Below are 23,252 nucleotides of genomic sequence, written 5' to 3'. Positions count from 1 at the left end.
GTATGTTAAAACAACCGCAAAGAGTTTTATATATTGTTTTATTCTTTGTAACAATATTTACATTTTCACAAACAGGACCAGGTGGAGTGGGTCTAAATGATGGCTCTTCGTCGTTGAAGTTTTGGATAAGAACAGATGCTGGTGTTAGCACTACAGGTTCATTAATTAATGGAATTACAAACTCTGCTGGCGTAACTGCTTTAGATATAAGTGAAACAGGAACTCAAAGACCAACTCTAGTGCCTTCTGCAATAAATGGTTATGATGAAATAAGTTTTTCTGGTTCAAACAGATTAAGAACTGGACTTACCTTAACTACAAGTAATTTTGTTACTAATCAAGCATCTTCCTTTATGGTGGCAAGAGCAGATAATACTACACAAACGTCATCAGTTTATACTACAGATCCTTTGGTTGGAAGTACACGTTTTTCAAATCATATTCCTTGGTCTAATACTGTTTATTATGATTTTGGTACTTGTTGCGGGACAACTGCAAGAATTCAAGTTGGTTCACTTGGTGGGCTAACATCTTATTCTTTATGGACTTATGATGTAAATTCTTCCACAGGTAAACAACTTTATAGAAATGGAACTTTGTTACAAAATAGAGCAGGAGTATCAAGCTATACAAATCACGCAACTCAAAGATTTAATATAGGTGCAAATACCTCTGGTACTAATGGCTTTGTAGGTGATGTTGCAGAAGTAATTGTGTTCAGAGAAAAAATAAATACAGCACAACGTATTATAGTAGATAATTATTTAAGCGCAAAGTTTGGCTTAACTTTAAATGTAAACGATTTTTATAATGAAGATACCTCAGGAGGTAACTTCGATCATAAAGTGGCAGGAATTGGTCAAGCAACAGATGGTACAAATCACACAGATTCTCAAGGAACAGGAATTATTAGAATAAACACACCATCTGCATTAAGTAACGACGATTTTTTATTTTGGGGAGAAGATGTAAAAGATGCCGATTATGATTTTTCTACATCAATACAATACACAGAAAGAATAGATACAAAATGGCGAGTAAGCAAACGTAATAATCTAGGAACAGTTACTGTGTCAGTTGCTGCTACAGATATAGATGTAACAGGAAAAGAATCTTGTGCACCATTAAGGTTAGTAGTAGATAATGACAGCGATTTTTCTAGCATTACAAACACCTATACTTTAACCTTAAGTTCTGGTATTTATTCAGCTACAGGAGTTTCTTTTACAGATAATGATTATTTTACTTTAGAATATACAGATCAAATAGTTTTAGATGGCACTACTGCATACAATGGAGCAGGAACATTAAACAAACCAAATAGAACAGATGATTGTTATAAATTATTAGTAAAAACCAATACATTAACACTGTCAGAAGATGCAGATGTAAGAGAAGTAGAAGTAGAAGCAAGTAGTATTTTAGCAGTAGATTCTGGTTTAAGATTACAAGTAACAAATGGTATAAATAATAGTGGAGATATTAGATTGGTTGGTAATTCTCAATTAGTACAAACACATACTGGTACAAATTTAAATACAGGTTCTGGTAATTTATATGTAGATCAAACTGCAACTACATCTTCAGTTTATCACTCTGGTTATTGGTCATCTCCAGTAAGTGCAACAACTGGTGCACCTTTTTCAATAGATGATGTTTTAAAAGATGGTAATGTGCCAACAGCAGCAACGCCAACTGCAGGAGAAGCAGGTAATATAAATTTTAATGGAGCACATGATGGAAATGCATCAAGTCCCATTCAAATTAGCACAAGATGGTTGGCTACTTTTAATAATGCTGCAGATTGGACACGTTTTGTAAGTCCAACAGCAAACGTTTTAACACCAGGTTTAGGTTGGAATATGAAAAGCGTAGGAGCAAAATTTACCTTTAAAGGAAAACCTAATGATGGAGATTATAGCTATTCTATAACCAAAGATAATTTTAGTTTAATAGGAAACCCATATCCTTCTGCTTTAGATTCACAAGCGTTTATAGATGATAATTCTTCTCAATTTAATGGCATTCTATACATTTATGATAGCTCATCAGATAACACACATGTTAGAGGTGCTTATACAGGAACTTACACCACAATTGTTTCTGGAGTTTCTGTTGGCGGTGGTAGATACTTACCAATAGGGCAAGCATTTTTTATAACAAGAGAAGCCGCAGGTACAGGTTCCTTAACTTTTAAAAATTCTCAAAGAACTTTAGTTAATTTAGGAGATACAGCTGGTTTAGTTGCTAGGAGCTCAATAGAAAACGAGCAAATAGAAAGCAAAGAAATGTCAATTTTAAAAATAGGTTTTAATTTCGATTTATCAAGCACAGAAAAACGTACAAGACAACTTGCAATTGCTTTTAGAGGATTAACAGATAATTACGAAAGTGGCTTTGATGCAGAGATGTGGAGTTTACAACCTACAGATGTTTATTTAACTGTAAAAGACAGAGACAACCCGTTTATAATTACTGGAGTAGAAAATTTTAAAAGCTCATTAGCAGTTCCTTTAGTAGTTCAGTTAGACCAACAAAGAAATGTTACTTTTTCGCTTGATGAAATAAATAATATAAATGCTTCAGTTTATTTGTTAGATAATGATTTGCAAAAATTATATAGTCTAGATAATGGACCACAAGTTTTAAATTTACCTGAAGGAAAATATACAGATCGATTCTCTATTGTTTTTTCGAAAAAAATATTAAGCAATGTTAATAGTGAAGTAAATGAAAATTTGATAACTATTTTCGAAAGTGCTAAAGGTCAATTAACTATTAAAAATACTTCTAACTTAAATATTGAAACAATTAAATTGTACAATTTATTAGGAGTTGAGGTAAAAAGTTATGATATAAAAACAAATGTAGAAGAATTAAATTTAGACATAAGCAAAATTTCTAAAGCACTTTACATTGTTACTTTAAAAACAGATAAAGGAATTATTAATAAAAAAATAATTCTAAAATAATTTCTTAAGAAGAATTTTTAATTAACATTTTAAATGTAAAAAGCATCCAATTTATTCTGAATTTATTTCAGTAATTGGATGCTTTTAATATTTTGTATAACCTTTTTTCTAACCTAAATAAGTTCTTAACATTTGTGTTTTAGATTTTGTTTGCAACCTTCTTATAGCTTTTTGTTTTAATTGTCTCACTCTTTCTCTAGATAAATCGAATTCTTCACCAATTTCAGTTAAACTAGAAGCAACTTCATTTCCAATACCATAGTACATTTTAATTACTTTAGCTTCTTTAAAAGTTAAGGTATTTAATGCTCTGTCAATTTCAATACTTAAAGATTGTTTCATTAATTCTTTGTCTGGTTTAGGAGACTCATCAAACTGCAAAACGTTGTATAAATTAGAATCTTCACCATCTTTAAAAGGAGCATCCATAGAAACGTGTCTTCCAGAATTTTTTAAAGACTGCGCAACTTCAGTTTCTGTCATGTCTAATTGCTTTGCAATTTCTTTATTTGTAGGAAAACGTTGTTCATTTTGCTCTAATCTAGCATACACTTTCTTTATTTTACTAATACTACCAATTTTATTTAAAGGTAAACGTACAATTCTAGATTGCTCTGCTAATGCAGACATTATAGACTGACGAATCCACCAAACAGCATAAGAAATAAACTTAAAACCTCTAGTTTCATCAAAGCGTTTTGCTGCTTTTACCAAACCTAAATTCCCTTCATTTATTAAATCGGATAATTTTAAACCTTGTCCTTGGTATTGTTTAGCTACAGAAACAACAAATCTTAAATTTGCGCTAACAAGTGCATCCAAAGCTCTACCATCTCCTTTTTTAATTTTCAAAGCTAATTCTACTTCTTCATCAGCAGTAATAAGCCCAATTTTACTAATTTCTTGAAAATATTTTTCTAAAGATTTTGCGTCACGATTGGTTACTTGTTTTACAATTTTAAGTTGTCTCATATATAAATTTTGATTTTAGGATTATTAAAAAAATACAATAGTTTTTTTGAAAGAAGAATTCTTTTCAAAAAATAATGCGAGCTAAAAAGCAATGAATAAAAATTTACTAGAAAACAGAAATATTAAAATGATAAGATTGATTCTTTGTAACTATTAAACCAATATTATTTCTGAAGTAAATTGAAGTGTTTTGCATGAACTTACAATATACGAAAAAACGAACGGTTTTAAGCATAAATCGTTCGTTTTCTTTTGATTTTGTTCAAAATTGAATAAAAAAGTCAATTTTATTGAATTTTTTACTTTTTACTTTCCTTCATTTAAAAAAGGATAATCTGTATAGCCTCTAGCAGTTCCACCACCAAATAAAGTGTGGTTGTCGCTAATTTCATTCATTTCAGCATTTAATTCTACACGTTTTGGATAATCTGGATTTGTTAAAAATTTTCTACCAAAACCAACCAAATCAACTGAATTATTACCTAATAAATCGTTTGCTTGTTCTGGAGTTTTATTTCCTGTTGCAATAATAGTTTTGCTGAAATTTTCTCTTAATTGAACTCTAAAATCATTCGGAATTTCAGGAGCATCCGCCCAATCTGCTTCACATAAATGAATATAAGTTACACCAATTCTTTCTAATTTTTTTGCTGCAATTTGTATGGTTTCTAAAATTTCAGGATCGGTCATGTCTTTAAAACTGATAAAAGGAGATAAACGAACACCTGTTTTTTCTGTGCCTACTTCTTTAGCAACTGCTTCTGTAATTTTAGTTAAAATGCAGACTCTGTTTTCTTTGCTTCCTCCATAATTGTCAGTTCTTTCGTTAGAATTACTTCGTAAAAATTGGTCTATTAAATAGCCATTTGCACCATGAATTTCTACACCATCAAAACCTGCTTCAATGGCATTTTTTGCACCAATTCTAAATTCTTCAATCACTTGGTTAATGTCTTCCTGCGTCATTTCTCTTGGTTCTTCCACAGGAACAAAAGTTGCATCTCCATTTGGAGAGCCATCAAAAATATAAACAGTTGTTTCTTTTGCAATTTTTGCTGATGGCGCAATTGGTTGTAAACCATTTACTTTAGAACTCGAAACACGACCAACATGCCATAATTGTAAAAAGATTTTACTTCCTTTTTTATGAACTTCGTCAGTTACTAATCTCCAACCATCAATTTGTTCTTGTGTGTAAATTCCTGGTGTTTTTGCATAGCCCATTCCTTGCATAGAAACTTGTGTTGCTTCTGTAATTATAATTCCTGCAGATGCTCTTTGTCCATAATATTCTGCCATTAATTTATTAGGAACATCACCAGGTTGAGATGCTCTAGAACGTGTCATTGGCGCCATTAAAAAACGGTTTTCTAAAGAAATTCCGTTCATGTTATAAGGAGTAAAAAGTGTATTTTTCATAATTATTATTTTTTAAATTCTACAGTGGTAAATAGTAATGTAGATGTACCAATGTTTTCTAAATTGTGTATAAAGTAATTACTTTCGTTTAAATCGTTAAAGTAACTAACGTCGTTTTTTTTATATTCTGTTTCATCTATTCTTCCATCACTATAAAAAGATCTTGATTTTCCAGCAGTAATTGCTGTATAAAAATACGGTTTGGAATGTTTGTGAAAAGGTAAAGATTTTCCTGCCAATAATTGAATATTCCAAACTTTAAAAGTATCGGTTTCTAATAATAATTGTTCGCCAACAACTTCGTTATTTTCTGCAATTTTTAGCGCTTCTTTTAATTCATCTGTCCAAAAAGAACTCCAATTTCCTTTTTTATTAATTTCTATAGTTTTCATTATTATTCCTGATTTTTAGCCCTGATTGAGCGGTTTGTCTGAAATCCTTTTTGCTATTTCTGCAAAAAGATTGAGTAGCGAAAGCAGGTTCCTGGCTTCTAATTATTAAACTTGAATTCAGAATTATCTTCAGGCGTATTTGGGTCGTCTTTTACCATATTTGCAATTTCATCTTTACGCATAAACACAACTCCTGTGTGCTCTTTTGCGTATTTTATAAATTGATCTACTGCATTTACAACTGCTGGAGCTCCACCAATTCTATCGTGCATACTTATAGACATCATGCGTCTTTTTGTTGCGCCTTCTTTGTATAATTGATCAAATTCCATTTTTAATTGTGCTAAATGTTGGTCTGGACTCCAATTTTTTCCTTCGATATTTACAATGTCGTTATTTCTTAAAGTGTAAGGCATTACCACAAAGTTTTTGCCTCTAACTTTTGTCACGAAAGGCTCGTCTCTACTTAAATCGTCTATATGATATAAGAAATCTAATTCCTGCAAAACTTTTAATGTATTTACACCTCTTCGCAACCAATTTGCATTATAACCACGACCTCTTTGGCCTGTGATTGCTTCTACTGTGTCAATTCCTTTTTTGATGAAATCTAGTTCGTCTTTATAACTTAAATTCCATTGATCTTTCCAAGCAATACCATGTGCAGCAATTTCATGACCACCATTTGCAATGGCTTTTGCAACATCTGGATATTTTATAGCAGCTTCACCAACGACATGTGAAGTAACATGAATGTCGTGTTTTTTCCAAAGGTTTAACATTCTGTAAACTCCTTCTTTTGCTCCATAACGAAACCAACTTTCTGCTGGCATATCTACGTTTCCCAATGGTAATGGATTTCCAGAAAAAGGACTTTCTGCACCTTCTGGTTGTCCACCAGTTTCAAACTGCATAGATACTGAAATAACCAATTGCGCTCCATTTGGCCAATAGCTTTTTCCGTTCTTAATTTGATTACTTAATTCCTTTTTAGCATCACAAGCAGAAAATGTTATGAGTATAATAGCAGCTACTGTTTTGTATAATGTTTTCATTTTTTAAATTTATTTCCTTTATAATTACAGTACAAAATTAGAGTAGAAGAACACAAAGGGTGTTGTATAAATACATTGTATATTTGTATAAAACCATTAAAGTGTGATTAAAAGATTTACAATTTTAAAATCTATTGATATTGTTGAGTTTGAAGCTGAAAAAACTTGGGGATATCCAAAGCACAAACACAATTTTTTTGAACTTACCTTTATCTTAAAAGGAAAGGGAAAGCATGTGTTTAACGATAGTGATGTTACTTACGAAAAAGGAGATGTTTTCTTTTTAACACCTAAAGACGAACACGAATTTCTGGTGGAAGAACCTTCTAAATTTGGAATTTTAAAATTTACAGAACAACTTTTTTTAGAAAACACAAGCTTTAATACAGATAAAGATTTAAAGGCACAAGTTGAAGAAATTATTTTTAATGCTTCAATTTCAGATAAAAGTATAAACGCCTATAAAGAAGATAAAAAGCAATTATTGTATTTGTATAAAATGATTAAAACGGAATTAGAAAACCCTAATTTACGTAGTAGAAATATAATATTAGAACTCTTTGGAGCGCTTTTATTAATTATTTCTAGAAATTTAATTTCGAATGTAGATTATTTATCGAACCCAATTTTATCAGAAAAAGAAAAAATTGAAAACATTTTAGGATACATAAGATTGCATCTTTTTGATGCTGATAAAATGAAAATTAAAGCGTTGGCAGATACCTTTAATATGTCTGCAAATTACATTAGCATTTACGTAAAAAAGCAGACAGGAATTTCCATTAAAGACTATATTATAAAATCGAAATTAAAATTAGCGGAAAGACTTTTAAAAGAAAGTAATTTGAATATTACCCAAATTGCCGCAAAAACTGGTTTTGTAGATGTGAGTCATTTTAGTAAAATATTTAAAAATAAATACGGAAAAAGACCAAGCGAATATTACAAAAAATAAAAACCCTTTAAGAAAATCTTAAAGGGTTTTATGTGAATTTAAAACTTTAAAGTAACTCCAACTAAGAAGTTTCTTGTGGCTTGTGGGTAATAACCTGCACCATCTACTGTTGTTGTAGTTCCTGGTGAAGACCAAGTATCATCATAAGTATAATAGTAACCTCTGTCTACATATTCTTTGTTAAAAATATTATTTACCAAAGCAGAGAATACAATTGATTTAAAAATCTTGTTTGGTTCTATCTCATAAACAATATTTAAATCTGAAGTGAAAAATCCGTCTAAAACATCATTATCGGAAATTGCACTGTTAAAATTACTCATGTATTGTTTGCCAACATATTTAGATAAAAATGTAAACTGTAAATTCTCGATAGGTTTAAATACAAACATGTTTCCAACAACAACATCTGGTGAAAATGAAAGGTTTGTATTTCCTAAAGATTCTGGAGTTGTATTGCCATCTCTAGTAATAAAGAAGTCTCTATTTTTATTTGAACTAAATGCCGCATTTGGTTTTATAGAGAATTTTTCTGAAAGTGTAATATCTGCATCAATTTCCAAACCTAATCTGTAACTGCTACCAGAAGTTGCTCTAATTGGTGCGCCAACATCATCTAAAGCACCTGTTAAAACTAACTGATTCTTATAATCCATATAATAGATATTGGTGTTTAATTTAATGTTTTCACTTTTTAAACGCCAACCAAATTCTAAATCGTTTAGAGTTTCAGGAGTTGTAACTCCACCCTCGAAATCGTTTCTATTTGGCTCTCTATTAGCAACTGCAAAAGAAGTATATAAATTATTATTTGGGTTAATTTTATAGGTAAGCCCAAATTTAGGATTAAAGAAACTAAAATCTGTGTTTACATCAATTGCAGCATTTTTAGAAGTAATTCCTTTAGTTTGATAACCAACAAATCTTCCTTGTAAATCTGCGTAAGCAGCTAATTTATCAGAAATATCAAAAGTTGCTTTTGCAAAGATTGAAAAGTCCGTTTTCTTTGCATCAGAAAAATAATAGCGATCTCTAATATTGGTATTTGGTGCTAAATCTTCTCCCCAAATTACTTCTCCAAAATGATCTCCAGAATAATTAGAATACGAAATTCCTGATATAAAATTTAGTTTATCAGTTTTATAATTTGTGTTGAAATTTACCACGTAAAAATCATTATCTAACCAACGTCTTACAATTACATCTGTTCCATCAACAATTAAATTATTAAAATCTGCTGCATCTTCATCTTCTTTATATTGCTCGAAAAATCCAGATCCTTTTGTGTAATTCAAACCAAGGTTTGTAGACCAATTTTTGTTCAATTTTTCATTCCAATGTAATTGATAATGATTCTGATTGTAATCATCAACTTCATTTTCATAAGTATAAGGATTCTGTCTTCTATTTTCTTTTAATTGTGTTGCAGTTAAACCTTCCCAAGCTTGGTAAGTTTTCTCTTTTCCACCAAAGGTTATTGCTTTTATCAACGTATTTTCATCAGAATAACTTCCTTGTAAATAATAAGATTTTAAGTCGGCAAAAGCTCTGTCTACATAACCATCTGAATAAATATTAGACAAACGTCCTGCAACTTCTATGTTGTTGTTCAGTTTTCCAGTACTAAATTTTACAGTATGTTTTCTAGTTCCAAAAGAACCAAAAGAGTTCGAAATTTCTGCAGAAGGTTCTTCTGAAACTGCATCTGTTAAAATATTTAAACTTGCTCCAAAAGCACCAGAACCATTTGTAGAGGTTCCAACACCACGTTGCAGTTGTAAATTTTGAGTTGAGGAAGCAAAATCACCTAAATTCACCCAAAAAGAACCATGACTTTCTGCGTCGTTATAAGGAATTCCGTTTACAGTAACATTAATTCGTTCTCCGTTAGAACCACGAACGCTCATGTACGTATAACCAACTCCAGCTCCAGCATCTGAAGAAGAAACCACAGAAGGCATATAGTTTAGTAATACAGGAATATCCTGACCTAAATTACGTTTTGCAATTTCCTTTTTAGAAAGGTTCGAAAAAGTTACAGGAACATCTGCATTTACACGAACTGCAGAAACCAAAACTTCTTCTAAAACAGTTGCATCTGGATTTAATTGAATTACATATTCTTCATTTTTAGAAATTGTAATTTTTTCAGAAATTGTTTTGTAACCAATAAACGAAACTTCAATTGTGTAAACTCCTTTAGAAAGTTCTAAAGTAAATTTACCCTCAAAATCGGTGGAAGTTCCTTTTTTAGTTTCTTTAACTAAAATTGTTGCTCCTGGCAAAGGTTGTTTGTCTTCATCTACTACTTTTCCTGTGAGTGTAAATGACTGGGCGTTTACAAGTATACTTGTAAACAAGAATAAAAAAAAGATATTTTTTTTCATTTTAAAAATTTTAAAACGAATAAAAAGAGGTAATTATTCTTGTAATTAATATTGAATAATTAGTTATTACAACTTAAAAAAAGTTGCTTTTTTCCTAAACAGCATTACCTGTTCTAGGTTCAATGGGTATGATCTCAGCCGATTAAAGCACCCCTTTATGAGAACGTGGCAAAGGTAATTTGGTTTTTTGAATTACAAAACAACTAAATCATTTTTTTGTAGATTTGATTGTAATAAAAAATAACATGAAGACTTTAGACGGATTAGAAACTTGGCATGCATTTGTAAAAAATAAAAATCATGAAAATTTAAGTGATTTTATAGCAGATGATGCAGTTTTGTATTCGCCTGTAGTTTTTAAACCAATTGAAGGCGGTTTTATGGTTGGTATGTATTTAATGGCGGCTGCAGAAATTATTGCAAATAATAAATTTAAATATGTAAGAGAATTGTGCGATGATGAGAACGCTTTTTTAGAGTTCAAAACAGAAATAAACGGAATTACAGTAGAAGGAATTGACATGATTAAATTTACCAAAGAAGGGAAATTAAAAGAAATTAAAGTAATGATTCGTCCTTTAAAAGCCGTGAATATTGTGCATCAAAAAATGGGGGAATATTTACAAAAAATGAATTCTTAATTTTATTTGAAGCTATTTCCAGCTTTCACTACTCGCTTTTTTTATTCAGAAAAAGAATTAAAAAGAGCTCAAACAAACCGTTCAATCTGGGCTAAACCTGTTTGCCAGGGTATTAGAACCTTAATCTAATTTAGGTTTTTTACGAAGTATTTTTTTAAGAGAAGTCCTTTTATTGTTTTCAATACCTTTTTTAACAGAAGCTTTGCTTGGTTTTGTTTTGCGCCTTTTTTTTGGACGAATTAAATTCGTTTTAATCAATTCTAAAAAACGTTTAATTGCAATTTCTTTATTTCTGTGTTGCGAGCGCGTTTCTTCGCAAAAGAGAATAAGCGAGTTATCTTTCGTTAATTTAGACGAAAGTTTGTTTTTTAAAATCTCTTTTTCATTATCGTTTAAGGATTCAGAATTCTCTAAATCAAAAGTCAATTCAATTTTAGAAGACGTTTTATTTACGTGTTGTCCTCCTGCGCCAGAACTTCTAATGGCTTTAAAATTTAACTCTTTTATGATGTTTTCTGAGTTCATTTTTTTGACTTATAGAGAGAAAAAATAAAGAAAACAGAGAGCTTCTTATATTTTTTCTAAATCTTTTTTTTTAAATAACAACAAACAAGTCTTGTTTCTTGATTCTAAGAGCGAAAGCGGTCTTGTATCTTTTACCTAATAATCATAGGAGTTTCCAAAATCACCCGAGTTTTGATGTAAAAAATGCATATCTAAATCTTGTAAAGTATCAGAAAAAGAATGTAAATTTTTCTTTTCGTTTAAGATTTTATCAATAGCTTTTGTAGCTTTATTAAAACGAGTTTCTTTATCACCTTTTAATAGAATATAGTTTTTATTATGGCTTTTTAAAGCATTTTCGAAAGCAGTAAACATTTCTAAACGTAATTCTGGTCTGTCTCGTAAATCGTCTTCTTCCCAAGGCGTATCTATGTATGTCAATAAATATAAATCGTACTGATTCTCTTTGGCAGCTTCATCTAATTCTTTTTCAACAAATCCGCCGTAATATTCTTCTGAATACACTTTAGTTTCTAATAAATCTGTGTCGCAAATTAAAATTTTATCGGCTTTTTTTGCCAACGAATTTTCTAATTTCATTTGCCCAATAGCAATTGGTAACAAATCATCTTTTTCACAAGTTTTACGCTCGTTATTCCATTTGTCTTGTAAATATTCACGTGCAAATTCTGGAGCCCAAACTGTGTTGTAATGACGAGATAGTTGTTTAGAAAGTGTTGTTTTTCCTGTAGATTCTGGCCCAAATAAAACAATCTTTACGAGATTGATTGGCTCTTGTTTAAGTTCTTTTTCCATGCTAAATAACCAAATATTGCTATAAATGTAAATCCGAAATATTGCAGACTTGTAAATGTAAAACCTTTATAGAAATATAAAGGTACAGAAATGATGTCTCCTAGAATCCAAAACAACCAATTTTCTATTTTACGTTTTGCCATTAACCACATTCCAACAAAGAAAATTGCGGTTGTAATGGTGTCTGCATATGCTACCCAACTTGTCCATTTATCAAAATAATTATAAACAGCATAAACAAAAATTAAGGTAGCAATAAATATAAATACAGATGTTTTTTTCTCTTTAGTAGTTGTCCAAGAAATTGGTGTAACATGGGTTTCATCAACTTTACGAGTCCAAATATACCAACCATAAACACTCATAATAAAATAGTACCCATTAATCATCATGTCTCCTAAAAGTTCCCATTTAAAAAGCAGATATACAAAAATTGCTGTACTAATCATTCCTGTAGGAAAAACCCAAATTTTGTTCTGTTTAGAAAACCATACAGATAAAAAACCAAAAATAACGGCAACAATTTCTAATGTAGTTTCTGTGGTAGAATAGGTTTTATATTGTCCAAAAAGGAAATCGAAAATTTCTTGCATTTAGTTTAATTTAATATGATTAAAAAAGCTTTCATCATTTTCAAAAGCAGTTCCAATAACTACTAAATCTGCGCCAGCATTAAAAGCTTTATCTAATTGTTTTTTAGAACGAATTCCACCGCCAATAATTAATGGAATTGATAATTCATCAGAAATTGTCTTAATAATTTCTTCATTCACAGGAACTTTTGCACCACTTCCAGCTTCTAGATAAATGAGTTTTTTTCCAGAAAATTCACCAGCTAAAGCAGTGTTTAAAATGAGTTCAATATTTTTTTGAGCAATTGGTTTTGTGTTGCTTACTTTTTGAGTTGCTGTTTCTTTTTCGCCATCAATTAAAATATAACCTGTTGGTAAAATTTCTAAAGATGAGTTCTTTAAAATAGGCGCAGCAGCAATTTGTTGTTCTATTAAATATTCAGGATTTCTACCAGAAATCAAACTTAAAAAAAGAATTGCGTCTGCTTTATTAGTGATTTGTTTTACATCACCAGGAAATAAAATAACAGGTAATTTTGTTACTTTTTTAATTGCTAAAACAACTTTTTCAGTATCGTTATTTATATCCGTACTTCCACCAACAAAAATATGTGTTGTAATTGATTGATGTACTTTCTTAAAAAAAGAAGGAATATTTTCCACATCAATTTTTTCAGGATCAATTAAAACTGCGAGCAGTTTTTGTCCTTCTTGTTTAGCGTGTATAATGTTTTGGTAGAGATTCACAATTGCGAAAATACAAACTTTGCTACTTTGTTACTTTTAACTTTGTAACTTATTTTAAAAAGCAAAAACACAAGTAAAACCTTCAAACTCTAAAAAATGAATCTCATAACTAGCTATTTCTCCTTCATATCTAATTTCTCCAGAGGTTTTTTTATCAGCAAACTTAAAATCTTCTATATAGATATGATGTAAAAAAAGGAGTTTTTTCTTTCCGTAAATTTTATACAAACTCTCTTTTGCTCCCCAAACAATGGTTAATTTACTAACCAAAGCATCATGATTTGCAATGGTTTTGTATTCTTCAAAAGGAGTAAATTTATGCGCTATTTTTAAGATTTTATCTCGTTGTTTTTCAATGTCAATTCCAACAGGAACTTCATTAGAAATAATAATTCCAGAAAAAATAAAAGAATGTGTAATAGAAATGTGTTTGCCGTCTTTTAAATGCGGTTTTCCAAATTCATCATACACTAAATCCATATCAGAATAACCAGCTTCTTTCAATAAATGGCGTACACTTAAAAATCCTCTTTGGTGTAGTTCAGATTTCATTGAGTGGAAGCGAGTTGAACTATTTTTAGAAAGAGAGATTCCTTCAGCTAAATCAGCTACAGATTCTTCAATCTTCCAAATCAGTACTTTAGTTGTTTCGTTAACCGTTAATCTTTTGTAAAGAGCCATATTTTTTAATTTCTATGTCGTAACTTTGCAGTCGCAAAAAATAGAATATAAATATACACAATATGAGCAAAACAACAGCTTACGTACCAAACAAAGTTAAAGATATTTCTTTAGCAGCTTGGGGAAGAAAAGAAATAAACTTGGCGGAAGCAGAAATGCCAGGCTTAATGTCTTTAAGAGAAGAATATAAAAACGAGCAACCTCTAAAAGGTGCAAGAATTGCAGGATGTCTTCACATGACTATTCAAACTGCAGTTTTAATTGAAACTTTACAAGCTTTAGGAGCAGAAGTTACTTGGAGTTCTTGTAATATTTTCTCTACACAAGATCAAGCTGCAGCTGCAATTGCTGAAGCTGGAACTGCTGTGTATGCATGGAAAGATATGACAGAAGAAGAATTCGACTGGTGTATAGAGCAGACTTTATTTTTTGGAGAAGACAAAAAACCATTAAATATGATTTTAGATGATGGTGGAGATTTAACAAACATGGTTTTAGATAAATATCCAGAATTAGCAGCAGGAATTAATGGTTTATCAGAAGAAACTACAACAGGAGTTCACAGACTTTACGAAAGAGTAAAAAACGGAACTTTACCAATGCCTGCAATTAATGTAAACGATTCTGTAACAAAATCTAAATTCGATAACAAATATGGTTGTAAAGAATCTGCTGTAGATGCAATTCGTAGAGCAACAGATATTATGTTAGCAGGAAAACGTGTTACAGTTTGTGGTTACGGAGATGTTGGTAAAGGTACAGCAGCTTCTTTTAAAGGAGCAGGTTCTATTGTAACTGTTACAGAAATAGACCCAATTTGTGCGTTACAAGCAGCAATGGATGGTTTTGAAGTGAAGCGTTTAGAAACTGTTGTTGGTAATTCAGACATTATTATTACAACTACAGGTAACAAAGATATTATACAAGGTCGTCATTTCGAAGCAATGAAAGACAAGGTTATTGTTTGTAATATTGGACATTTCGATAACGAAATTGATATGGCTTGGTTAAACGGAAACCACGGAAACACTAAAGATACTATCAAACCTCAAGTTGATAAATACAACATCGACGGAAAAGATATTATTATTCTTGCAGAAGGACGTTTGGTAAATTTAGGTTGTGCAACAGGTCACCCAAGTTTTGTAATGTCTAACTCATTTACAAACCAAACTTTGGCACAAATCGAACTTTGGAAAAACGCAGATGCTTATGGTAATGACGTTTATATGTTGCCAAAACATTTAGATGAAAAAGTAGCAAAATTACATTTAGCTAAAATAGGAGTAGAGCTTACAGAATTAAGAGATGAACAAGCTTCTTATATAGGTGTAACAGTAGATGGTCCTTATAAGCCAGAACACTACAGATACTAAAAATAGTTGTCATTGCAAGTTAGTAATGACGTGGTAATCTCATTTTAGATTGTAAAATATTATAAAAACCCTTGCATTCATTTGTAAGGGTTTTTTTTGGGCGTTTAAACAGTCTATCCATTATATCTTTTTTATAAAAAAATAAAAAAGGATGCCGTTTCTATCCTTAACGCGAGTTCGTATTAATTGAAAGAGTTTCATCAATTTTAATTATCTTTCAAAAAAACTAAATCTAAATGCAAAAACTAAATATTTCAGTGGTTGAAAACCAATTAGAAGAAATGGAAAGTTATCTTCCAAACTGTGAAAGTATAAACGCAAAAATTTCCAAAGCAAATGTAGCTTGGCATTTAGACCATAATTTAAAAGTTATAAATTCTGTTGTAAAAGTGATGCATGAATCTGACCCAAATTTATATAAAGATAATTTTAGTTTTTTAGGAAAAGTCTTATTAAAGTTCAACTTTTTTCCAAAAGGAAAAGCGAAAGCACCCAAACATGTAATGCCTCCTGAAATTGTTTCAAAAGAAGACATTATTTCTCAATTGGCTTTAGCAAAAAAGAATCTAAAAGAAATAGAAAATTTAGATAAAAATGCACATTTTAAACATCCACTTTTTGGCAATGTAAACAAAGCAAGAGTTTTAACATTCTTAAAAGCGCATACAAATCATCATTTAAAAATTGTAAAGAGTATTTTAAAATAGTTATTTTGCAACAGCTTAATCAACTAAAATGCAACCAACCAAAAAAATAGGATTACTTCTTGGTCCGCTTTTATTTTTCTTAATTCAGTTTTTACCAATAACATTAGTTACAGATAAAGCAGATGCAGTAATTGCAGTAGCTATTTGGATGGTAATTTGGTGGATTACTGAAACTGTAAATATTGCAGTTACAGCATTACTACCTTTAATACTTTTTCCGCTTTTAAAAGTGATGGAAATTGCAGATGTTGGCGCCAATTACGGAAGTCCGATTATCTTTTTATTTTTTGGTGGTTTTATTTTGGCTCTAGCTTTAGAAAAAGTTAGTTTACACAAAAGAATTGCATTAAATATTGTAAAACTTACAGGAACAACACCTAATAAAGTGGTATTAGGTTTTATGTTAGCCACTGCTTTTATGAGTATGTGGATTAGCAATACAGCCTCTACAGTTGTAATGTTACCAATTGCAATATCTGTAATTAGACTTTTAATAAAAGATGAAGATGGTTTTACAAAAGGCGATAAAAATTTTGCATTAAGCATTATGTTAGGTATCGCTTTTGCTGCAAATGCTGGTGGAATTGCAACAGTTATTGGAACACCTCCAAATTCTGTTTTAATTGGGCTTTTAGAAAATCAATACAACATTCAAATTTCCTTTTTAACATGGATGAGTTTTGGTTTGCCTTTCTCTTTATTAATGTTAACTGCAGTGTATTTTGTACTAGTAAAATGGATGTTTCCTTGTAAAGATATTTTATTTACAGCATCAGGTAATGTTATTGATGATGAAATTAAAAAACTAGGAAAGATATCTAATGAAGAAAAAAGAGTATTAACCATTTTTGCAATTACAGTCTCACTTTGGATTACAAGAACAATTATCAATAGTATATTTCCAGGGTTAAAATTATCAGATACTATTATCAGTTTAATTGGTGCAGTTTCTTTATTTGCAATTCCTATGAATTTTAAAAAAGGAAATTTTATTTTAGAATGGAAAGACACAGAAAAACTTGCCTGGGGAATTTTAATTTTATTTGGTGGAGGTTTAGCACTTGCAAAAGGAATGGCTTCAAGTGGTTTAGTTGATGTAATTACAGAAACAATTTCATCAGGAAATTTACCAGTTTTACTAACAGTTTCTTTATTAATTTTATTGATGTTGTTTATGACTGAATTAATGAGTAATGTGGCTTTGGTTGCAGTTTTAGCGCCAGTTGTTGCAGGAATTGCAATTGGGTTAAATATTCCTATTTTAAACTTATTAATTCCTGTTACAATGGCAAGTAGTTGCGCATTTATGTTGCCAATGGCAACACCGCCAAATGCCATTGTTTTTGCTAGTGGTTATGTAAAAGTAAATCAAATGGTAAGAGCAGGAATTTTCTTAAATTTAATAGCAGTTGGTTTGTTAATATTGTATTATCAGTTTGTTATTCCTTTATTTTTTTAAACTAATTTATCATTTTATGTAAACTTTAAAATTCTAAAATAGAAAAAGAAAGAATTTCTATTAAGTAGAATGAATATTGTTTATCTGTTTTAATTAAAATATGTCTAAATATTCGTTATTTTTACTTCAACCGAAAAAATAATGAAGAGAAACAGAAGAAGTTTCACTTTTTAAAATAATTACGTTGTATGTCTTCTAAACCCTCTTTATATTCTTTAATGAACCATTCTTACTATTTAACAGTAACAAGGTTTATAAGTGCAAACGGATTTAAAATTGCAAGATCTAGTGTAAGAAATGCATTACAAAAAGTTGAAGGAGTTTTAGATTTATCTAAATTTCATGAACTTTTAAGTATTTTTTTTTCAGATATATTGGTTATCCAAATTGATCCAGAAATAAATACTTTAGATTATGTAATTACACCTTGTTTTTTATTAAAAACAAATGGGAATGAATTTTTTATTTACGTTGTTTTAAAAATTGAAGGTGATAAAGTTTTTATTTTTGAACAAGACAAAAAAGATTTCACTATTTCTACGGATGAGTTTTTAACATTATTAAAAGGATCTATTGTAATTCTTAAAGAAGAGGAAACATATAAACCTTCAGAAAAAGTTTTAAAAGAATACTATGAAGAACAAGAAGAAGACAAAACTTATAAAAACAATATAAGAGTAATAGAAGATTTTATATCGGAAAAAGAATGTAAAGAAATTATAGACTTTTGTGAAAAAAGTAACTCGTTTCAACGAAGCAAAGTAAATAGTGGTTCTGGCACTAAAGTATCTGTAAACAGAACAAGTAGTTCTGCTATGATAGAAAAAGATGAAATTATGCCAATTATTTCAACTTTAAAGAAAAAAGTAGCTGATTTTTTAGAGTGTAGTATTGCTAATATTGAAAGTTTACAATGTGTACGTTATTATAAAACAGAATCATTTAATCCTCATTTTGATGCCTACGTTACAAAACGAAAACTAACTTGTCTTTTATACTTAAATGATGATTTTTCTGGAGGTGAAACTTACTTTCCTGAAATCGATTTTGGTGTTTCTCCAAAAGTAGGAAGGCTCTTAATATTCGAAAATTTAGATGAGAAAGACAACGTTATAATGCAGTCATTTCATCAAGGTTCATCAATAATAGATGGTGTAAAATATGCGTGTAATATTTGGATTGAAGATTAAGTATTTTACTTTCTTATAAGGCTAAAGTGTCCTTTTCTAATTCTTGTATTTCCATTTAAATCAACTAGTTCGGCAATAAACCAATAATCGTTTGTAGATGTTTTATTTCCATTATAATATCCGTCCCAACCTACATCATTTATAGAAAATGTTTTAATCAGTTTTCCGAATCTATCAAAAACACTTACTTTTCCGCTTTCATAAAAGGTTTTACTAATTCCTTTAATTTGCCAAAAGTCATTTTTTCCATCACCATTTGGTGTAAAAAAGTTTGAAAAACTTAATAAAGAAACATCAAAACTTACAGGGCTGCAACCATTTTTATCATTAACTTCAAGAGTATAAACACCACCATCTAGGTTATTAAAAAATGGTTCATCTTGGTAATCTCTAATAATGTTAGAAGTCTTATCTAAAAGCCTAAATTCATAATTTCCTAAACCCAAATCGCTTGTGTTAATTTCTATACTGTTGTTTTCAGAATCATCTACAACTTTTAGGTCGTTAAAGTTTATTGTTGATGGAGAAGATTCTTTAACGAGAATCTGTTTCTCTATTGATTCGCAACCATAAATAGATGTTGCAATTACTTTGTATAGACCACCTTTGGTAACTTCTAATGTTGGTTGTTTTCCTAAAATAGTATTGTTTTCATCTCTCCAAGTATAGCTATTTATACCATTTGGTTTTTCTATGCTTATTTTTAATTGAGGGTTATTATTCATACAAATAATGTCTTCATCAATTAAATCGAATGTAGGTTTTTCTCTAACAATAAAATCTATATCTGTTTCCTCATAACAAACATCGTAAACAGGGTTTTCTACACGTACTTTAATTTTTTGAGAAGAAGTATAAAATGGGTTTGGTAAAGGACTTGGTAATAAATTATTATTACTGTCAAAATATTTTACAACAAGACCTGTTTGTGTACCTAAAATTGTGTTTTCAATTGTAGAAGTATCAAAATTAACAATACCATCAGTATCATCATCACATCTTTCTTGCGCTACAACAGGGTTTGCTATAGGTACAGAATTTACAATAAAATTAATGCTAGTTTCATCATAACATTGTCCATCTTCATCTTTAGAAGCTGTGTTTATAATTTTGGCGCTAATAGTTTGTGATGCTGTTTTAAATGGGTTTGGTAATGGACTAGAGAGTTGCTTTCCTTTTTCATTAAAATAAGTTATGGCAACATCAGTTTGAGAACCTTTAATTTTAGCATCAATTGTAGAGGTGTCAAAAAGATAAAAGCCATCTCTGTCATTATCACACTCTGGGTTTATGGTTACAGGATTTGCTACAGGTACTTTTTCTACATTTAAAGAAATATGAGCGCCTAAACCTAAACAATCATTATCTACTTTGCTATCTACTCTAATATAAATATTTTGTTGATTTGGGTATCCTGTATTTTGATAGTTAGAAACATTCTCAATCTTATTTGCTTCTGATAAAGCATCGCCTTCATTTCTGTAATAGTTAATTATTAATTGCTGCCCAGAAGGAAAAATATTTACAATATCTTTTGTTACTGAACTAAAATTGAACGTTGCAATACCATCTGTTGTGTTTGTTCCATCATCACATTGATAAAAAGATTTTATTAGGGTAGATGGAATTTGAGTAGTAGAAACGAAAAGATTTATTTCACTAACCTCAAAACAACCATTACTGTTTTCTATCCTTGCCCAAACTTTATCACTACTTACTTTTTCATTTTTATAGTTTGTAAGATTTGGAATTACTGTTCCATTATTTTCTGCTTGTGTTCTCTCTTCATGAAAAGTAATGGTATAAATATCAGGATTCGTAATTATTTTGTTTTTTACTTCATTTAAGTTGAAGAAACTAAAGCCATTAATGTCGCTATTATCACATTGCTTTAGAGATACAGAATTATTGATATTTGGAGCATCTAAAATTTCTATTTCTTTAGGAATTGTATAACTTGTATTGTCTATATGAACAACATCTGCTGTAACATTATAAATTCCAGGGCTTGTAAATTGGTGAGAAATATCTATTGAAGTAGAAGTGTTATTTGCACCAGAAGTCGGGTCATTAAAATTCCAAACTACAGATTTTACTTCTGATTGATTTGTTAAACTAAAATTATTTATTTGATTTTCGCAGTTGTTATCGTTTGTAATTTCGAATGGGAGGATTGTTTTTGCTTCTCCATTTACGGTAATGTAGAAATTAAAATCTTCACTCCAATAAGCAATCCCTGCATCAGATAAATCTTTAGTAGTTTTATACTCATCAGGAGGGTTTCCATTACAACCTCTATACCAAGAGTCATCATTAGTCTTTTCAGTGCCGCCTATAAAAGCTCCACTACTACCCCAAAGAATACCTTTGTGAACTTCAACTAAAATCATTTCTACATCAGCAGGAATGACTACTGGTGTGTTAAAGTTTAACGTAATAATTTTAGATTTACCAAAATCAACATTAAAAGAATGAACAGGTTCAACTTGACTACTTCCTATTAAATCTTCTTCTTTAAATGTTGATGGAAAATTTGAATCTATTTTGTAAATATTAAATTGAATTGTTGGAGTTCCCCAAGTGTCAGAGATAGCTACGTTTCCGGTATTAATAATTAACTCTTCATTCTTATCAACTCCAAAATCAGCTAAAATAAATTTTCTTGCCCAATATTGATAAGAATATGAACAAGAAAACATTTGAGTTTTAACAGCATCATCGCCAATATTATGAGAAAGTTTAATTTGAGAATTCGTTTTTAAAGCAAAAAACACACAAATAATTATTAGAGGTAATATTTTTTTCATAGAATGCAAAAATATAAAATTTAACCCAACCAACCATCTCTGTCTAAACTTCTATATTGGATCGCCTCTGCAATATGGTCTGGAGAAATATCTTCAGTATTTGATAAATCAGCAATGGTTCTAGAAACTTTTAGAATCCTATCATAAGCCCTTGCAGAAAGGTTTAATTTCTCCATAGCAGTTTTTAATAATGTTAAACTTTCTGGTGATAATTTGCAGAATTTACGAATCTGTTTTACGTTCATTTGGGCATTGTAATGTATGTTTTCAAATTCCTTAAAACGATTAGATTGTATTTCTCTAGAAGCTGTAACTCGCTTTCTAATTTCTACTGAAGATTCACCTTTTCTTTCTTCGGATAATTTTTCAAAAGGAACAGGAGTAACTTCTATATGAATATCAATTCTGTCTAATAAAGGGCCTGAAATTTTGCTTAAATAACGTTGCATTTCTTGTGGAGTAGATGTCATTGGCGAATTTGGGTCGTTAAAAAATCCACTCGGACTTGGGTTCATGCTTGCCACCAACATAAAACTACAAGGATACGTAACAGTGAATTTTGCTCTAGAAATAGTAACATCTCTATCTTCTAAAGGTTGTCTCATTACTTCTAAAACTTCTCTTTTAAACTCTGGCAATTCATCTAAAAATAAGACGCCATTGTGTGACAAAGAAATTTCTCCAGGTCTTGGATATTGACCACCACCAACAAGTGCTACATTAGAAATTGTATGATGTGGGCTTCTAAAAGGACGTTGATATAATAATCCTTCATTTTTTGTTTTACCAACCACAGAATGGATTTTTGTTGTTTCTAAAGCTTCATGTAAAGTCATTGGAGGTAAAATACTTGGTAATCTTTTTGCTAACATGGTTTTTCCAGAACCTGGAGGACCAATTAAAATAATATTATGGCCACCTGCAGCAGCAATTTCCATACACCGTTTTATAGATTCTTGTCCTTTTACATCAGAAAAGTCAAATTCTGGAAAATCTATGTTTTTATAAAATTCAGCTCTAGTGTCTACAATGGTAGGATCAATTTTTTTATCATCATTAAAATGATCGATAACTTCCATAATATTTTCAACTCCTAAAACCACTAAATTATCTACAATAGCAGCTTCTTTTGCGTTTTCTTTTGGAAGAATAAAATATTTAAAGCCTTCTTCACGTGCTTTAATTGCCATTGGTAAAACACCTCTAATGGGTTGTAAACTTCCATCTAGAGAAAGTTCTCCCATTATAATATACTCATTAATATTGGTAGATTTTATTTGGTTGGAAGCTGTTAAGATTCCCATTGCTAAAGTTAAATCATACGCAGCACCTTCTTTACGAATGTCTGCAGGCGCCATATTTATTATGATTTTCTTACCAGGAAGTTTGTAGTTGTTGTTATTTAGTGCAGCAGAAATTCGATAAGAACTTTCACTAACTGCTTTATCTGGCAAACCTACCAAATGATAACCAATTCCTTTATCTATATTTACTTCAACAGTGATTGTGGTAGCTTCTATGCCAAAAACGGCGCTACCATATACTTTAACTAGCATACTTTTTCTTTTTCTGTTTTAAAGATAAAGAAAAAAAGTATGCT

At 30.3% G+C, this 23,252-nt stretch carries 19 protein-coding genes; 7 read left to right on the top strand and 12 right to left on the bottom strand.

Going from position 1 to position 23,252, the window contains the following annotated elements; translation table 11 throughout:
• The first annotated feature begins 2 nt into the window (after nt 1–2).
• Nucleotides 3–2,972, top strand: a complete 2,970-nt coding sequence (locus H9W90_RS11030) for a DUF8693 domain-containing protein (protein ID WP_187481651.1) — start codon at nt 3–5, stop codon at nt 2,970–2,972.
• Nucleotides 2,973–3,080: 108 nt separating this feature from the next.
• Here H9W90_RS11030 and H9W90_RS11025 read toward each other — a convergent pair whose 3' ends face one another.
• The 4 genes from H9W90_RS11025 to H9W90_RS11010 form a co-directional block, all read right to left on the bottom strand.
• On the bottom strand, nt 3,081–3,944 hold the full coding sequence (locus H9W90_RS11025; protein ID WP_187481650.1) for a sigma-70 family RNA polymerase sigma factor: 864 nt from the start codon (nt 3,942–3,944) through the stop codon (nt 3,081–3,083).
• A 306-nt stretch (nt 3,945–4,250) separates the two neighbouring features.
• Entirely contained in the window at nt 4,251–5,363 is a 1,113-nt protein-coding gene (locus H9W90_RS11020) for an alkene reductase (protein ID WP_187481649.1), read from the bottom strand.
• 5 nt (nt 5,364–5,368) lie between these two features.
• Complete coding sequence (locus H9W90_RS11015; protein ID WP_187481648.1) at nt 5,369–5,755, bottom strand: cupin domain-containing protein; 387 nt, start codon at nt 5,753–5,755, stop codon at nt 5,369–5,371.
• 98 nt (nt 5,756–5,853) lie between these two features.
• Nucleotides 5,854–6,810 (bottom strand): polysaccharide deacetylase family protein, encoded by a 957-nt coding sequence (locus tag H9W90_RS11010; RefSeq protein WP_187481647.1) that lies wholly within the window; start codon nt 6,808–6,810, stop codon nt 5,854–5,856.
• A gap of 103 nt (nt 6,811–6,913) precedes the next feature.
• Between H9W90_RS11010 and H9W90_RS11005 the strand changes: the two genes are divergently transcribed.
• Nucleotides 6,914–7,765, top strand: coding sequence for an AraC family transcriptional regulator (locus tag H9W90_RS11005; protein WP_187481646.1), 852 nt, complete (start codon nt 6,914–6,916; stop codon nt 7,763–7,765).
• Nucleotides 7,766–7,803: 38 nt separating this feature from the next.
• On the opposite strand, the gene H9W90_RS11000 is transcribed toward H9W90_RS11005, so the two are convergent.
• Nucleotides 7,804–10,152 carry a TonB-dependent receptor gene (locus H9W90_RS11000; protein WP_187481645.1) on the bottom strand — a complete coding sequence of 783 codons (2,349 nt, stop codon included), beginning with the start codon at nt 10,150–10,152 and terminating at the stop codon, nt 7,804–7,806.
• Nucleotides 10,153–10,397: 245 nt separating this feature from the next.
• Between H9W90_RS11000 and H9W90_RS10995 the strand changes: the two genes are divergently transcribed.
• Nucleotides 10,398–10,793: a nuclear transport factor 2 family protein gene (locus tag H9W90_RS10995; RefSeq protein ID WP_187481644.1), complete on the top strand. Its 396-nt coding sequence runs from the start codon at nt 10,398–10,400 to the stop codon at nt 10,791–10,793.
• Nucleotides 10,794–10,913: 120 nt separating this feature from the next.
• On the opposite strand, the gene arfB is transcribed toward H9W90_RS10995, so the two are convergent.
• The 5 genes from arfB to H9W90_RS10970 form a co-directional block, all read right to left on the bottom strand.
• Nucleotides 10,914–11,318, bottom strand: coding sequence for an alternative ribosome rescue aminoacyl-tRNA hydrolase ArfB (gene arfB / locus H9W90_RS10990; RefSeq protein WP_187481643.1), 405 nt, complete (start codon nt 11,316–11,318; stop codon nt 10,914–10,916).
• A gap of 135 nt (nt 11,319–11,453) precedes the next feature.
• Complete coding sequence (locus tag H9W90_RS10985; RefSeq protein ID WP_187481642.1) at nt 11,454–12,113, bottom strand: AAA family ATPase; 660 nt, start codon at nt 12,111–12,113, stop codon at nt 11,454–11,456.
• Nucleotides 12,074–12,706 carry a nicotinamide riboside transporter PnuC gene (pnuC, locus tag H9W90_RS10980; RefSeq protein ID WP_187481641.1) on the bottom strand — a complete coding sequence of 211 codons (633 nt, stop codon included), beginning with the start codon at nt 12,704–12,706 and terminating at the stop codon, nt 12,074–12,076. Before pnuC ends, H9W90_RS10985 begins: the two co-directional genes overlap by 40 nt.
• Nucleotides 12,707–13,432, bottom strand: coding sequence for a phosphoglycerol geranylgeranyltransferase (locus H9W90_RS10975; protein WP_437440061.1), 726 nt, complete (start codon nt 13,430–13,432; stop codon nt 12,707–12,709). It abuts the gene before it with no gap.
• A 54-nt stretch (nt 13,433–13,486) separates the two neighbouring features.
• Nucleotides 13,487–14,113, bottom strand: a complete 627-nt coding sequence (locus H9W90_RS10970) for a 4'-phosphopantetheinyl transferase family protein (protein ID WP_187481640.1) — start codon at nt 14,111–14,113, stop codon at nt 13,487–13,489.
• 62 nt (nt 14,114–14,175) lie between these two features.
• Between H9W90_RS10970 and ahcY the strand changes: the two genes are divergently transcribed.
• From ahcY to H9W90_RS10950, 4 genes are all read left to right on the top strand, one after another.
• Entirely contained in the window at nt 14,176–15,489 is a 1,314-nt protein-coding gene (ahcY, locus tag H9W90_RS10965; RefSeq protein WP_187481639.1) for an adenosylhomocysteinase, read from the top strand.
• A gap of 236 nt (nt 15,490–15,725) precedes the next feature.
• Nucleotides 15,726–16,196 carry a DUF1569 domain-containing protein gene (locus H9W90_RS10960; RefSeq protein WP_187481638.1) on the top strand — a complete coding sequence of 157 codons (471 nt, stop codon included), beginning with the start codon at nt 15,726–15,728 and terminating at the stop codon, nt 16,194–16,196.
• Between the two features lie 28 nt (nt 16,197–16,224).
• Entirely contained in the window at nt 16,225–17,655 is a 1,431-nt protein-coding gene (locus H9W90_RS10955; RefSeq protein WP_187481637.1) for an SLC13 family permease, read from the top strand.
• Between the two features lie 188 nt (nt 17,656–17,843).
• Nucleotides 17,844–18,845 (top strand): prolyl hydroxylase family protein, encoded by a 1,002-nt coding sequence (locus tag H9W90_RS10950; RefSeq protein WP_187481636.1) that lies wholly within the window; start codon nt 17,844–17,846, stop codon nt 18,843–18,845.
• Between the two features lie 5 nt (nt 18,846–18,850).
• Here the strand turns inward: H9W90_RS10950 and H9W90_RS10945 are convergent, their stop codons facing one another.
• Together H9W90_RS10945 and H9W90_RS10940 are read right to left on the bottom strand one after the other, a co-directional pair.
• Complete coding sequence (locus tag H9W90_RS10945) at nt 18,851–21,652, bottom strand: FIDD domain-containing protein (protein WP_187481635.1); 2,802 nt, start codon at nt 21,650–21,652, stop codon at nt 18,851–18,853.
• 20 nt (nt 21,653–21,672) lie between these two features.
• Nucleotides 21,673–23,208, bottom strand: coding sequence for a YifB family Mg chelatase-like AAA ATPase (locus H9W90_RS10940; RefSeq protein ID WP_187481634.1), 1,536 nt, complete (start codon nt 23,206–23,208; stop codon nt 21,673–21,675).
• Nucleotides 23,209–23,252: the final 44 nt, after the last annotated feature.

The organism is Polaribacter pectinis (genome assembly GCF_014352875.1).
In the GTDB taxonomy this organism is placed as follows: domain Bacteria; phylum Bacteroidota; class Bacteroidia; order Flavobacteriales; family Flavobacteriaceae; genus Polaribacter; species Polaribacter pectinis.
This window is presented reverse-complemented; position numbering and strand designations above follow the sequence as displayed.

What these genes read in the sequence shown, in the direction of transcription:
- H9W90_RS11030 (WP_187481651.1), top strand. Translation starts at nt 3, where the DNA reads ATGTTAAAACAACCGCAAAGAGTTTTATATATTGTTTTATTCTTTGTA.
- H9W90_RS11025 (WP_187481650.1), bottom strand. Translation starts at nt 3,944, where the DNA reads ATGAGACAACTTAAAATTGTAAAACAAGTAACCAATCGTGACGCAAAA.
- H9W90_RS11020 (WP_187481649.1), bottom strand. Translation starts at nt 5,363, where the DNA reads ATGAAAAATACACTTTTTACTCCTTATAACATGAACGGAATTTCTTTA.
- H9W90_RS11015 (WP_187481648.1), bottom strand. Translation starts at nt 5,755, where the DNA reads ATGAAAACTATAGAAATTAATAAAAAAGGAAATTGGAGTTCTTTTTGG.
- H9W90_RS11010 (WP_187481647.1), bottom strand. Translation starts at nt 6,810, where the DNA reads ATGAAAACATTATACAAAACAGTAGCTGCTATTATACTCATAACATTT.
- H9W90_RS11000 (WP_187481645.1), bottom strand. Translation starts at nt 10,152, where the DNA reads ATGAAAAAAAATATCTTTTTTTTATTCTTGTTTACAAGTATACTTGTA.
- H9W90_RS10995 (WP_187481644.1), top strand. Translation starts at nt 10,398, where the DNA reads ATGAAGACTTTAGACGGATTAGAAACTTGGCATGCATTTGTAAAAAAT.
- arfB (WP_187481643.1), bottom strand. Translation starts at nt 11,318, where the DNA reads ATGAACTCAGAAAACATCATAAAAGAGTTAAATTTTAAAGCCATTAGA.
- H9W90_RS10985 (WP_187481642.1), bottom strand. Translation starts at nt 12,113, where the DNA reads ATGGAAAAAGAACTTAAACAAGAGCCAATCAATCTCGTAAAGATTGTT.
- pnuC (WP_187481641.1), bottom strand. Translation starts at nt 12,706, where the DNA reads ATGCAAGAAATTTTCGATTTCCTTTTTGGACAATATAAAACCTATTCT.
- H9W90_RS10970 (WP_187481640.1), bottom strand. Translation starts at nt 14,113, where the DNA reads ATGGCTCTTTACAAAAGATTAACGGTTAACGAAACAACTAAAGTACTG.
- ahcY (WP_187481639.1), top strand. Translation starts at nt 14,176, where the DNA reads ATGAGCAAAACAACAGCTTACGTACCAAACAAAGTTAAAGATATTTCT.
- H9W90_RS10960 (WP_187481638.1), top strand. Translation starts at nt 15,726, where the DNA reads ATGCAAAAACTAAATATTTCAGTGGTTGAAAACCAATTAGAAGAAATG.
- H9W90_RS10955 (WP_187481637.1), top strand. Translation starts at nt 16,225, where the DNA reads ATGCAACCAACCAAAAAAATAGGATTACTTCTTGGTCCGCTTTTATTT.
- H9W90_RS10950 (WP_187481636.1), top strand. Translation starts at nt 17,844, where the DNA reads ATGTCTTCTAAACCCTCTTTATATTCTTTAATGAACCATTCTTACTAT.
- H9W90_RS10945 (WP_187481635.1), bottom strand. Translation starts at nt 21,652, where the DNA reads ATGAAAAAAATATTACCTCTAATAATTATTTGTGTGTTTTTTGCTTTA.
- H9W90_RS10940 (WP_187481634.1), bottom strand. Translation starts at nt 23,208, where the DNA reads ATGCTAGTTAAAGTATATGGTAGCGCCGTTTTTGGCATAGAAGCTACC.